The organism is Thiocapsa imhoffii, from assembly GCF_016583985.1.
Lineage (GTDB): Bacteria > Pseudomonadota > Gammaproteobacteria > Chromatiales > Chromatiaceae > Thiocapsa > Thiocapsa imhoffii.
Genome location: NZ_NRSD01000002.1, coordinates 240,389 through 253,368, shown reverse-complemented (window position 1 = coordinate 253,368; position 12,980 = coordinate 240,389). Strand labels below are relative to the sequence as shown.

Genomic DNA, 12,980 nt, shown 5'->3' with positions numbered 1-12,980 from the left:
TCATGGATTGTCACGTCAGCAGGTCGGGACCCGTTCCCTGACCCACGGAAAACCCGACGGCCTGTATCAGTTTCCCAAAGATGACGGTTTCGTTACCATCACGATGATGACAATGCGATTTCATCGAACGCGACCCGTTCAGCGAGCCCGAGCGTCCGCTTGGTCTCTTCCTGCTCCGGCATCGCGGCTACTGGTCGATCTGCAGCGGTCGCCGATGGCGATGGTGAACCGCGTGCGGCCGAACCAGCGGGCTCGTCTCGACTGGTGCGCACGCCCGGAGCAGGCCACCCGCGCGGACTGGGCGAGGGTCCGATGATCCGCCACATCACCCTTGCCCTCCTCCTCATCGCACTCGGTTACGGATTCTGGCTGAGCGCGAATTTCAAAGAGATCGCGGCCGGAGTTGCCCTCTTCCTGTTCGGCATGCTCTCGCTCGAGCAGGGGTTCAAGTCCTTCACCGGTGGCACGCTCGAACGCATCTTGCGTGGCTCGACCAACCGTCTCTGGAAGAGCATCGGCTTCGGGGTCATCAGCACGACCCTGATGCAATCCAGCACCCTGGTCTCGCTGATTACCATCTCCTTCGTCAGCGCCGAGATGATCAGTCTCGCCGGCGGGATCGGCATCATCATGGGCGCCAACCTCGGGACCACGACCGGCGCCTGGCTGATCGCCGGTCTCGGGCTGCGCGTGGACATCGCCAGTTACGCCATGCCGGCATTGGTCTTCGGCGTGGTGCTCCTGCTGCAACGCGGCAAGGTCACCAAGGGCTTGGGCTACCTCGCCCTGGGCGTCGGCTTCCTCTTCCTCGGGATCGCCTACATGAAGAGCGGTTTCGATGCCTTCCAAACGGCCTTCGACCTCTCGGCCTATGCGATTCCCGGAATCGGCGGGGTTCTGGTCTACACCGCGATCGGCATGGCCATCACCATCATCATGCAGTCGAGCCATGCCACGCTGCTGGTCATCATCACCGCGCTCTCGGCGGGGCAGATCACCTACGAGAACGCACTTGCCTTGGCCATTGGCGCGAACCTCGGCAGCGCCGTGACCTCCGCGCTCGGCGGGATGAGCGCGAACCTCGGGGGCAAACGTTTGGCCATCGCGCACGTGGTCTTCAACCTGCTGACCGCGACGGTCGCGATCGTCCTGATCCAGCAGATGAGCTGGGCCGTCGATCATCTGAGCGCCCAGATCGGGATCGCCGAGGACGATGTCTTGTTGAAGCTCGCCCTCTTCCACACCCTATTCAACCTCCTTGGCGTCCTTTTGCTCGCACCCTTCACGCGCCCACTCGAACGGTTCCTGGTGCGCGCCGTGCGCTTCGAACCCAAGCCCATGGAGCAACCGCGCTATCTCTATCCTGGCGCGCTCGAGACCCCCGCCACCGCCATCAACGCCTTGCGCAAGGAGGTCGGACATCTCTATGACAACGCCTATGAGCTGATCGCCATGGGACTGAGTCTCCGCCCGGCGCTCATCGACTCCGATCAGTCCCTTAGCGAGGCGGTCAAGATGACCCGGCGCATCATCCCGCTGGATGTCGACGACGTCTATGAACGTAAGATCAAGAGCTTACACAGCGAGATCATCGACTTCATCAGTGAGATCCAGGGACGCGGACTCGAGGAGCCCGCGGCACGGCAACTCTATACGCTGCAGCAAGCGAGCCGCGACATCGTCGAGGCGGTGAAGGGGATGAAGCATCTACACAAGAATCTCTCCCGCCATGGCGTTTCACCCAACCCGGTGGTGCGGGAACCCTACGACGCCATTCGTCTGACCATTGCCAGACTGCTGCGCGAGATCCAGCAGATCCGCTCGCAAGATCCCGAAACCGTCACGAGTTTGTCATTGGATTCACTTAAACTGTCCAGCGAAACCTCGAGCCAAAAGTTCATCTCGGAACTCAATCGACTGGTTCGCGCCCGCCGACTCCCGGCGCGCATCGCCACCTCCATGATGAATGACGAGAGCTACACCTTCGAAATCGGCCAAAATTTGATCGAGGCGGCACAAGCGCTACTGGAACCAAGCTCGCCACGGGATCAGGCCATCGAGAGCAAGCTGGCGCTCGATGAGGATGATCTCCAGCGCCTCGTCGACAGCACTCCTGAACCCAACTGACCGGGCCGAGACCATGACGCGCAAAAAACTCCTGAACAAACTGGCTCGGTTCTTCGATGCCGATCGGGCGTCACAGCGCAAGGAAATCGATTCGATCCTGAAGGTTACAAAGAAACTCAAGGACAAGGAACGCGACCTGCGCCATAAGCTCGAGACCACCGCCCCCGGCGATGAGCGTGCCGAACTCCAAGGCAAGCTTGATGTGATCGAGGCTCAACGCCACAAGGCCCTCACACTCATTCAGGAGTTGCGCGCCGGCCGCAACAAGGACTAAGTGAACGGCCTGAGCGCCCACGCCAGCCCAATCGCTCCGCTCTCAATGTCCCCTCGCCCCCTGATCGCAAGCCTCACCCTCGCCCTGGTCGGCGGTCTCTGGTGGCTCTGGTTCACCTTCCTCAGTCCGTTCGGTTTCACCCACCCCGAGGACTTGGCGCCGAGCGACTCGCAGGAAATGCAGCAGATCTTCGTCTATGGAACGCTGCGTTCGCCGCTCGTGCGTTGGCTGGTCCTCGGGCGCGCGGGCGAGACGCACGAGGCCAGGCTGCCGGACCATCGCAAGGTTGGGCTCGACGTACAGCCCGACCCGCGGCACCAGACTCCAGGGCTGATCATCAGGGTCACGGCCGAGGAATTACGCCGCCTTGACCGCTACGAACGTCTCGGTGTGCGCTATGAGCGAAGCAAACAGCCCTTATCGGACGGGTCATGGGCTTGGGTCTATCAACGAATCGTACGCTGACCCGCCCGGCACCCCACTCGGCAGCAACACATCAGGCTCGCGCACGTGCTCTAGCGTCTCACCCCGGCGCTAGCACCGGCGCTGCCAACCCCCATGCCAGACCCCTGGAGTGGGTGAAGGAGAATGGACGGTGACCGGCTATGGTGGGGCGGATCCACGGTGCGCATTGCACCAGGACGGGTGTTGCCGTCACACTTGGCATCCTGATGATCGTGCCACGGCTCGCAAGCAGGACCAAGTAACCATGATCCGCGCCAACACAGCACTTAAAGAGTCCCCCTGGGCGTTGAATGATGCGGGCCACCCACGACGCATCGGGATCGAACTCGAGATGACGGGGCTTGGCATCGACGAGTGCGCGCGCACGGTCGCGACATTCCTCAAGACCGACATCCGATCGACGGGTCGCTACGAACGCCTACTCACGGGCGATCCTGCCGGGGACTGGATCGTGGAATACGACTACGCCCTGCTGAAGCGGCTCGGTCGTGAGGAGCGCGAGACTGAAACCCTCATCGGTGAACTGGAGCACACCGCCGAGGTTGCCTTGGCCTGGCTAGCCGAGAATCTGGTTCCGATCGAACTGGTCAGCCCGCCCTTGCCGATGACACGCCTCGACGAGGTCGAGTCACTGATCGAGTTGCTGCGCGCGGCCGGCGCCAAGGGCACCTCCGACAGCCTGCTGAATGTCTTTGGGATGCAGCTCAACCCCGAGATCCCGAGCGCCGACCCAGCACTCTTGACCGCCTTTCTGCAAGCCTTTCTGTGCCTCTACGACTGGCTCTATCTGCGCGCCGACATCGATGTGACACGGCGTCTGTCGCGCTATGTCGACCCCTTCCCCATCGACTATGTCCGCCACGTCATCGCTCCCGCTGAGGCACCCACCCTGGCAACACTGATCGACGACTATCTTGCCGCCAATCCCACCCGCAATCGTGCGCTCGATCTGCTGCCGCTCTTCCTGCATCTCGACCCGGATCGGGTGCGCGCGGTAACGACCGATCCCTTGATCAAGCCGCGACCGACCTTTCACTATCGCCTGCCCGATTGTGAGGTCCACCTCCCGGATTGGGGGTTGTATCTCGCCTGGAACGACTGGATCGAGGTCGAACGGCTGGCCGCCGACCCGGCGCGACTGCAGGACTGTCGCGCTGCCTATCTCCAGTACTTGAATGATCCCCTCGCACGCCTGCGCGACGACTGGGGCAGCCTGGTCGAGCACAGATGGCTCGCCCCCTGATCGCCATTACGGGCCCGGAACGTGGCGCCTTCGGACCACGCCGACTCGTCGAGTTGGCCGTGCGGCTCTATGGCGGCCGTCCAATCCACATCCGGCCCAGCCACACGCCCAGCGCATTCGATTATCAAGGGGTGGTGATCACGGGTGGTCACGATGTCGATCCCGTGCTCTACGCCGCCGAACCCGAGGTCGAGCCCCGTTACGATCAGGCACGCGACCTGCTTGAGTCGGCCGTGATCCGCGACGCGCTCACCCGACGGCTTCCGGTTCTCGGTATCTGCCGGGGGGCACAATTGCTCAATGTCTGTCGCGGTGGCACCTTATTCCAGGAGTTGCGCTCACGACGCCGCAAGACCTCCAATCGCTGGACGGTGCTCCCGCTCAAGACCGTTGATGTCAAGCACGACAGTCGACTCGCCACCATCATCGGCCCCGACCAGAGCCGGATCAACAGCCTGCATAACCAAGGGATCGACCGGGTCGGGGATGGGCTGCGGGTGTGCGCGCGCGATCTCGATGGCATCGTCCAGGCGGTCGAAGACCCAAGCGCCGCGTTTCAAATTGGCGTCCAATGGCACCCGGAGTTCCTGATCCTGATCCGCCGGCAACGCCATCTCTTCAAGACCCTGGTCGAGCAGGCACGCGTCGTCCAGATACGTAACGCGGAGCATGCCACGCGATGATGGTGGCAAGAGGCCACCGCGCCCTGTTGCAAGCGATCAGGGCAGGTGACTCGCTTGCATCGCACCGGTGACATTTCCAATGCTTCATCCGCGGGACTTTCGGCTGACACCGATCATCCCTTTGGTTCGCAGGACCTGATCCATGTCTGAATCCACCGCCACCGCCAAACGCCACCCCGAGTGGTTGGAGAGTCTCTACGAACGCCTCGCCGAGGACGACGAGGGACGGACCTGCCAGGAGATCAGTGCCGACGCCTGTCGCGAGATCCCCGGGAATTTTCTCCATACCCTGATCGCCAACACCCTCAGCAACATCGCCGATCGCCTCGCCAGCGCCAAGACCACCCTCCCCTGGTTGCTCCTCCAACTGGGCGCGCCGAGCTGGATGTTGAGCCTGCTGGTCCCGATCCGCGAATCCGGTTCCATGCTGCCGCAGATCCTGATCGGCGCGGTGGTCCGACGTCAGGCGATCCGCAAGTGGATCTGGGTCTGGGGCGGGTTCATCCAGGGACTCTGTCTGGCGGCGATCGGATGGGTCGCCTTCGCGCTTACGGGCGCGATCGCCGGAGGCACCATCATCGCGCTCTTGATCCTATTCAGTCTCGCACGTGGCGCCTGCTCGGTGGCCTATAAGGATGTGCAAGGCAAGACGATCCCCAAGACCCGTCGCGGCCGTCTGGCGGGTTGGATCAGTGCCATCGCCGGGCTCGGTGCCATGGGCGTCGGACTCGGGCTTGGCGCCGTGCAGGAGACGGCCGCATCGGCCGAACTCTATGTCGCCCTCCTACTCGGCGCGGCCATGCTCTGGTTCCTGGCCGCTTGGTCCTTCAGCCGGATCGTCGAATTCCCCGGGGCGACGGAGGGTGGTGCCAATGCCTTTCGCGAGGCATTGGCCAAACTCAGCATCCTGCGTGACGACCCCCCGTTCCGGCAATTCGTGGTCGCCCGTGCGCTGGCCATGGGCTCGGGGCTGGCCGCACCCTTCTACATCGCCCTCGCGCGCGAGGATCTCGGCGGCGCCATCGCGCTGCTGGGGCTCTTCATCGCGGTCGAGGGACTCGCCGGCCTCGTCAGCTCGCCGATCTGGGGGCGGTGGGCGGACCACTCCAGCCGTCAAGTATTTGCCACCGCCTGCGCCCTCGCCGCCCTGCTCTCGATCGCGGTGGCCATCGGGTCCTGGCTGGGGATGTCAAGCGCGATCGCACTCTGGTTCTACCCCATCACCTTCTTTGGGTTGGGAATCGCCCACGCCGGCGTCCGGCTAGGGCGCAAGACCTACCTGGTCGACATGGCCGAAGGGAACCAACGCACCGACTATGTCGCCGTCAGCAACAGTGTCATCGGGGCGCTGCTGCTCGCCTCGGGCCTGATCGGCGCCCTCGCGGCAACCGTTTCGGTCGAAGCGACCATTCTGCTACTCGGATTCGCCGGATTGGCTGGATCCTGGCTGAGTCTGCGCTGGAAAGAGGTTTCGGGTTGAGCAGACCGGTTGCACGCAGGGACCACACGATGCTTGTTCGATGTGGTGTCGTTTCTGTATCAATATCTCGCGTCTCGGAGGAGTATCGGATGGTCACCCGCAAGCATCTTGGATTCAGACAGTCTTCACATCGACACACGCGAGCGGTCGCGGCGGCGCATGAACAGTCCGCGCCACTCGCGCTGACCGTCAGCACCCTAGCCTTGCAGCTTGCGCTTGGTGTGCCGCTGATCGCCGGCGGCTATTCGCGCTCGGCTTACGCGGCGACCTGCAACTACACCCCCAGTGGCAATATCCAACGCTACACGTCGATCTTCTGCGCGACCAACAGTGACACCGAAACCCAGGCACAGCTGTTCTACAGCGGAGCGAAGCTCTTCAGCACGAGCGGAGATGACGAACCCGGGCTCAAAATGTACGTCACGAATGACGCGACGATCAGCCTGTCCGGAACACCCCAGAACTCGATCATGGCCCCAAGCTCCATCCCGGGCCAGAACAACATCAGTAAGACCGGCCTAGGTGCGTTCTATGCCGGCTCGCGCGGCAGTACCAACTTCCCCAGCGATGGTGGCGTCTACGGTGGCCAAGGCGGCGACTTGTATATCGTCAACACGGCGGATATCAATGCGGGTTCCTACGGTTATGGGATCGTCGTGTACAGCGCCGGCGGTCGCGGCGCGGCCAAGACAAGCGGTACGAATGAACCAGCCGGTGCCGGCGGCGCCGGGGGCACGGTCAATTTCCACCAGAGCAGCGTGACGGCCACCATCCAGGCGGGCGCGAAGGGTGGACCCGGAGTCTACGTCGCGTCCATCGGCGCCAATGCGGGCGGCAGCGGTGACTATGGAACAGGTGGCGCTGGAGGGGCAGTCAACATCACCATCGGGGCGTCTGACGCATCGACCACCACGATCAGTACCCAGCAGGTCGGTCCCGTCATCCCCTACGACTCCTCGATCCAAATGGGTGGAGGACTCTCCGGCGCCGGCATCGCCGGCATTTCGCGTGCGGGGGCATCGGCCTTCAATGCAAACGGCGGCAACGGGGGCGCGGTCTCGCTCAGCGGGACCGGTAGCGCATCTGTCTCGACGGGCGGCGCCCAGTCGCCGGGCATCTATCTGGTGAGCGAGGGCGGAATCGGCCAAAACGGCGGCAGCAGCAGCTCCGGCTGCGACCCCAATTGCACCGGCGGGACCGGGGGCAGCATCAGCGTTGGTACGGTGAGCGAGTATTTTTCCGCCTCGATCACGACCCAGGGAGATTATTCGTCCGGCCTGGTTGCGCAAAGCGTCGGCGGCGCCGGCGCCATCGGCCTGCAGGGCAACGGCAAGGACGCCAGTGCCGCCACCGGCGGCGCAGCCTCCGCGGTGACGGTGTATGTGGATGGTGGCGGGATAACGACGGCCGGGACCAGCGCCCACGGCATCGTCGCCCAGTCTCTCGGCGCGGGAGGCGGCACCTACTCGACCAGCGCCAGTTACGTTGGTGATCAAAGCAGCACCTCGGCGGCCGGTGATTCGGTCACCGTCAAGAGCAACATCGGTATCGCCGTCAGCGGCAATGACTCTCATGGGATCCTCGCCCAATCCATCGGCGGCGCCGGCGGCAGTGTCTATGCAAGCTATTCGGGCAACATGGTGGTCGGCGGCCAGAGCACCGGAGTCTCCGGCAACGCGGTGACCGTGACCAACTCGGGCGCGATCAGCACCGGCGCGGCGGATGCGAACGCGCCCAGCGGCACCACCGCGCTCGGTCCCTACCAGGCGGCCTACGGCACCGGCGGGATCGGCATCCTGGCGCAATCCATCGGCGGCGGCGGCGCCAATGCGGTCAGCAAGGGCATCCTCAGCATTGGCGGGCAGGGGAGCGCGGGCGGCTCAGGATCCAACGGCGGCACGGTCAGCGTCAATAACGACAACACCATTACCACCTATGCCTACGATGCCCACGGCATCCTGGCGCAATCCATCGGCGGCGGCGGTGGGAACGGGCGCAACAAGTCAGGGATCTTTGTCGCAACCGGCGGGGCCGGTGGCGCCGGCGGCGCGGGTGGCTCGGCGACCGTCACCAACCAGGGCGGGCGCATCACGCTCTACGGCGATTATTCGGACGCCCTCTTTGTCCAGTCGATCGGCGGGGGCGGCGGCAACGGCGGCAAGGCAACCACGTGGGGCACGGTGCTGTCCTTCTCCCATGGCGGCTCAGGTGGTGCGGGGGGCGATGGCGGCGATGCCTATGCCTATGCCAAGGCTAACGGTAACCTGGCCTCCAATATCAGCACCCAGGGGCTGAAGTCCTCCGGTGTCGTGGTTCAGTCGATTGGCGGCGGTGGGGGTGCCGGCGGTTCTTCCAAGGCGACAGCCGTTGGCGTCCTCACCATCGCCGTGGCCATGGGCGGGAGCGGCAGTGAGGGCGGAGCAGGCGGCCAGGCCACGGCGAAGGTCTCCGGTAATGTGACGACCTATGGGTACGATGCCATCGGGGTGATTGTCCAATCCATCGGGGGCGGCGGCGGCAACGGCGGGGGCTCGAGCGCCAAGTCATTTGGCCTGGACGTGCCCATCCCGGACACAGACATCGCGGTGAGCGGAGCGATCAGCATCGCGACCGGTGGCAGCGGCGAGAGCGGCGGCAATGGCGGCAACGCGTATGCCTTGAATCAGTCTTCGCAGACGCTCTCGACCCGGCGCGACACCGTGACCTCATCCAATGGTGTCAATCCGGGCAGCAGCGCCGGGAACACCATCGCAGCCGGCACCAGTATCTCCGGCATCACCACCTTCGGCGACGGCGCAAGCGGGATGTTGGTCCAGTCGATCGGCGGCGGCGGCGGCAATGCGGGCGATTCAACCGCCGTAGCCTCGGCCGGAATCCTACAGCAAAAATTGCAGAAGCTCGGAGTCATCAGCAACGGTAGCGAGGAGACGCTGAATCTAACCATCGCCGTCGCGCACGGTGGTGATGGCGCGGCAGCGGGAGGCGGCGGCAGCGCAACCGCCAAGAATCAGGGCGCGATTGCGACCTACGGCCTGTTCGCCGACGGCATGATCGTTCAATCCATCGGTGGGGGCGGGGGCAATGGCGGTGCGGGCAATGCCAAAACTAACGCCACCGGCACAGCGGTCACGCTCTCGACCGCGCTGGGTGGTTTCGGCTACGGAGGTGGCTACGGCGGGATGGCGTTTGGAGCAAATGAGGGATCCGCCTCGATCCACACGAGCGGTAACAACTCCCGTGGCATCCTGGTCCAGTCCATCGGCGGCGGTGGTGGCAATGCCGGCGGCGGGGCAGGCAGCAGCGGCGGGACCCTGGGAGTCACCCTGGCCTTGGGACATGCGGGCAGCTCCGGTGGTGGCGGCGGGCCAGCCTATGCCTGGAACCAGGGCTCAGTGTCGACCCAGGGCGATTGGTCCGACGGCATCCTGGTTCAGTCGATTGGCGGCGGTGGCGGCAACGCGGGCGCGGGAGACTCCTCGCTCACCATTCCCTCCGCACAAGCCTTTGATCAAGCCTTTCCCGTGAATGACCAGTCCTCGTCGAATACAACAAGCGACTCATCGACCGCGGGGCAGAATACGAATCCCACGACACTCGGAACCTTGACCCTGGCTCTAGGGAGTCAGGGTGGGTACGGGGGCGACGGTGGCAACGTCGTTGTCGGGTTCGCCCCGGGCCAGTCAACCGGGGTGAGCAATTACACCGCGAATGGGACGATCTCGACCGCCGGGATTCTCTCGCATGGGATCCTGGCCCAATCAATCGGTGGGGGTGGCGGGAATGCGGCTACATCCGCCGGCAGCAGCAGCGCCACCATGAATCTCTACCTCGGTGCCATGGGTGGGTCCGGCGGCTATGGCGGCGACATCCAAGTGTACAGCAACGACATTCAGACCAGTGGCTTCTCTTCGCACGGGATCGTCGCGCAATCGATCGGCGGGGGCGGCGGCGTGGGCGTGGCCAGTGGCGTCAGTAGGACGGTCAAGACTCAACTTGGAAGCCGCAAACTGGATCTCCAAGGTCAGGCGACCTTAGGCTCCGCGGGCGGTGGTAGCGCTGTCACGGTCCAAGCATTCGGCGAGATCCAGACCAGCGGCTCGGATAGTTTTGGGATCCTTGCCCAGTCAATTGGTGGTGGAGGTGGCTTGGCCGCGGCAGCGCAGGGCAACAGCCAATCCGCATCTGGCCAAGGCGCTGCGAACAGTATTGAGGTCAGTCTCGGCGCGGAAGCCGGCGGCAATATGAACGCGGGGACTGTTGGTGTCACGCTCCAGCAGAACGCCAGCATCCAGACCAGCGGAACCCGGAGTTTCGGCATCGCTGCGCAATCCATCGGCGGCGGGGGTGGGCTCTTCTCTGGCTCCGTCAACAGCATGAAAGCCGTGAGTCTAAATACACCCGATGCCCGAGACGTCAATGCGAGCCCGGTCCGAGTCACACTCGACAGCGGGGCGAGGATTGCGACTGCCGGTGACGGTGCGATCGGGATCCTGACTCAGTCGATTGGTGGAAGCGGCGGCTTCGCCGCGGATGCCACACAGACCTTCTTTCCAGTGTCCGGCACGCCGGGCGGAGGGGGAAACAGTGGCAGAGGGTTCGGCTACGGTGTCACGGTTAACTTGGCGTCCGGCAGCGGGATCACGACCAGCGGCGGGAATGCGCACGGGATCCTGGCGCAGAGTATCAGCGGCGGCGGCGGGATTTGGGACAATGGCAGTGGCGTGTCCGTCGGCAGCTTGCAAGGCAACTCCGGCACCGCCATGGTGAAGCCCATCAATATTACGGTTGGCGGCGACCTAACCGTCACTGGCAATGGCGCCTGGGGGATCTATGCACAGACGCAGGGCGTCACGGCATCCACGACCCCACCGATCCAGATCACGATCGATGCCGGGGCCTCGGTCGCCGGCACCGGGACCGCGGGCGGAGCGATCTTGATGCGGAGCCAGGCCGGCGGCAACCAGATCCTGCTGAACGGCACTCTAGAGGGCAATGTCTTTAACCAAAGCTCGATCTACAACTACGCCACGACCACGCCGACCTCGACGCTGACCAACACCAGTTTCAACACCTTCATCACTCGCGACTACGTCAAGGGTCTCCAGGTCATCAACAACGGCGCGCTTAACATCGGCGGGACGGGGCGCATCCAGACCACGACCATCAGTCATGGCTTGACCGGCAGCGGCATCATCCGGGATGTCGACATCGATCAGGTCGGTGGGCGCTCCGACCAGCTCGACGTCGGTGGAACCCTGGCCGGCGGGGCAGCCGGTCCCATGCAAATGAGCTTTAACATCCTGAGCATGAAGCCCGGAGTGGAGCTTGAGATCCTCCGTGCCGGGACCTTCGACAGCGCCGCGCTCACCCTGATCGACCCACTCGCCTATGACTTCCGTCTGGCCTCGCCGACGGCGCCCGGCGGCTGGCACCGGTTGCAGGCCGATTCGCGGTTCGCCGCGGCGCTCGGCAGCCGTGAGGCCAATCTGGTCGCGGTCGCCACCCATCTCGATCAGGCCTGGGGGCTGGGCACCACCGGGAACGTTGATTCCTCGGCGCCCTGGGGTGCAGGCCCCGCCATGGATAACCTCTTTACGGCCTTTGGCCAGATCAAGGATCGCAGCAGTTTCGACCGCCAGGTCGATCAACTCCTGTCCAACACGGTCCTGGCCAACATGACCATGACCGTTTTGGATACCTTCGGGCTGGTCAACGACGCGATCGGTTGTCGTACCTTCACCGAGACCGGTGCCCTCCAACGCGAGTCGCAGTGTGTCTGGGCCGACCTCAAGGTGACCAAAACGAACCAGGATGGCCAATTGGGCGCACGCGGCTACGACCGCAACGCATTCGATCTGAGCATCGGCGGACAGCTCCAACTCAGCGAGACCTGGTTCCTGAGCGGCGCCTTGGCCTATCAGGAGGCCGACTATAAGACGCAGGGCCGCCAAGAGCGACTCGACGCGACGGCGGCATCGCTCTCGCTCGCCCTAACCTACCAGCTTGAGAACTGGTCCTTCAGTGCCGCGCTCGGAGGCGGACAAGGCTGGGGCGACGGCACGCGGCGCATCGATCTGCTCGGTGCCCAGCCCGCCATCGCATTCTCATCGCCTGGCACCCAATCGCTCTTTGCCCGCGCGCGGGTGGCCTATCAGTGGACACAGGACAATTACTACCTGAAACCCTCGCTCGATGTGGATCTGATTCATGTGCAGGTCGATGCGTATCGGGAGCGGGGTGCGGGGGCGCTCAATCTCGCGATGGATCGCACCAGCGAAACCATCGTCGCGGCAACGCCGACGTTGGAACTAGGCGCGCGGATGGAGCGTGATGGGATGCGGATTCGTCCCTACGGCTCGCTCGGCTTGACCCTGCTCTCGACCGATGAGCTCAGCCAGCGCGGCCGGCTATTGGGAACTCCGGGGACACCCACGTTCGAGGTGGTTCAAACGGTTCCCGATGTCCTCGGTCGACTGTCGCTGGGCGCTCAGATCGAAACGGACGAAGGCTTTGGTTTGTCCTTGCAGTATGGTCTGGCGTTCGGCGATGGATTCGACGATCAGAGCGGCTATCTGGAAGCGAGCTATCGGTTCTAGCCCCGCACTGAAGCAGCAGGCACGCTGGCGGGTTGCTCGTGACCACGCGCAATCCGTTGAGCATGACCATCCACTTGAGAAGATCTGGTCTCAGCGCCGGTCGCATTGCCGC

At 64.0% G+C, this 12,980-nt stretch carries 7 protein-coding genes; all 7 read left to right on the top strand.

What is annotated here, in order from left to right:
- Window positions 1-312 precede the first annotated feature (312 nt).
- The 7 genes from CKO25_RS03545 to CKO25_RS03515 all read left to right on the top strand — a co-directional run bounded on the left by CKO25_RS03545 (window position 313) and on the right by CKO25_RS03515 (window position 12,868).
- Window positions 313-2,127 carry a Na/Pi cotransporter family protein gene (locus tag CKO25_RS03545; protein ID WP_200386545.1) on the top strand — a complete coding sequence of 605 codons (1,815 nt, stop codon included), beginning with the start codon at window positions 313-315 and terminating at the stop codon, window positions 2,125-2,127.
- A gap of 13 nt (window positions 2,128-2,140) precedes the next feature.
- A complete protein-coding gene (locus CKO25_RS03540) occupies window positions 2,141-2,401 on the top strand; it encodes a hypothetical protein (RefSeq protein WP_200386544.1) in 261 nt (86 codons plus the stop codon).
- Window positions 2,402-2,446: 45 nt separating this feature from the next.
- Window positions 2,447-2,866, top strand: coding sequence for a gamma-glutamylcyclotransferase family protein (locus CKO25_RS03535; RefSeq protein WP_200386543.1), 420 nt, complete (start codon window positions 2,447-2,449; stop codon window positions 2,864-2,866).
- A gap of 244 nt (window positions 2,867-3,110) precedes the next feature.
- Entirely contained in the window at window positions 3,111-4,109 is a 999-nt protein-coding gene (locus CKO25_RS03530) for an amidoligase family protein (RefSeq protein WP_200386542.1), read from the top strand.
- Window positions 4,094-4,792 (top strand): gamma-glutamyl-gamma-aminobutyrate hydrolase family protein, encoded by a 699-nt coding sequence (locus tag CKO25_RS03525; protein ID WP_200386541.1) that lies wholly within the window; start codon window positions 4,094-4,096, stop codon window positions 4,790-4,792. Before CKO25_RS03530 ends, CKO25_RS03525 begins: the two co-directional genes overlap by 16 nt.
- A gap of 142 nt (window positions 4,793-4,934) precedes the next feature.
- Window positions 4,935-6,272: an MFS transporter gene (locus tag CKO25_RS03520; RefSeq protein ID WP_200386540.1), complete on the top strand. Its 1,338-nt coding sequence runs from the start codon at window positions 4,935-4,937 to the stop codon at window positions 6,270-6,272.
- Between the two features lie 89 nt (window positions 6,273-6,361).
- Window positions 6,362-12,868 carry an autotransporter outer membrane beta-barrel domain-containing protein gene (locus CKO25_RS03515; protein WP_200386539.1) on the top strand — a complete coding sequence of 2,169 codons (6,507 nt, stop codon included), beginning with the start codon at window positions 6,362-6,364 and terminating at the stop codon, window positions 12,866-12,868.
- The last annotated feature ends 112 nt before the right edge of the window (window positions 12,869-12,980 follow it).

Excerpts from the sequence above, each read along its gene's own strand:
- CKO25_RS03545 (WP_200386545.1), top strand. The coding sequence starts at position 313 with ATGATCCGCCACATCACCCTTGCCCTCCTCCTCATCGCACTCGGTTAC.
- CKO25_RS03540 (WP_200386544.1), top strand. The coding sequence starts at position 2,141 with ATGACGCGCAAAAAACTCCTGAACAAACTGGCTCGGTTCTTCGATGCC.
- CKO25_RS03535 (WP_200386543.1), top strand. The coding sequence starts at position 2,447 with ATGTCCCCTCGCCCCCTGATCGCAAGCCTCACCCTCGCCCTGGTCGGC.
- CKO25_RS03530 (WP_200386542.1), top strand. The coding sequence starts at position 3,111 with ATGATCCGCGCCAACACAGCACTTAAAGAGTCCCCCTGGGCGTTGAAT.
- CKO25_RS03525 (WP_200386541.1), top strand. The coding sequence starts at position 4,094 with ATGGCTCGCCCCCTGATCGCCATTACGGGCCCGGAACGTGGCGCCTTC.
- CKO25_RS03520 (WP_200386540.1), top strand. The coding sequence starts at position 4,935 with ATGTCTGAATCCACCGCCACCGCCAAACGCCACCCCGAGTGGTTGGAG.
- CKO25_RS03515 (WP_200386539.1), top strand. The coding sequence starts at position 6,362 with ATGGTCACCCGCAAGCATCTTGGATTCAGACAGTCTTCACATCGACAC.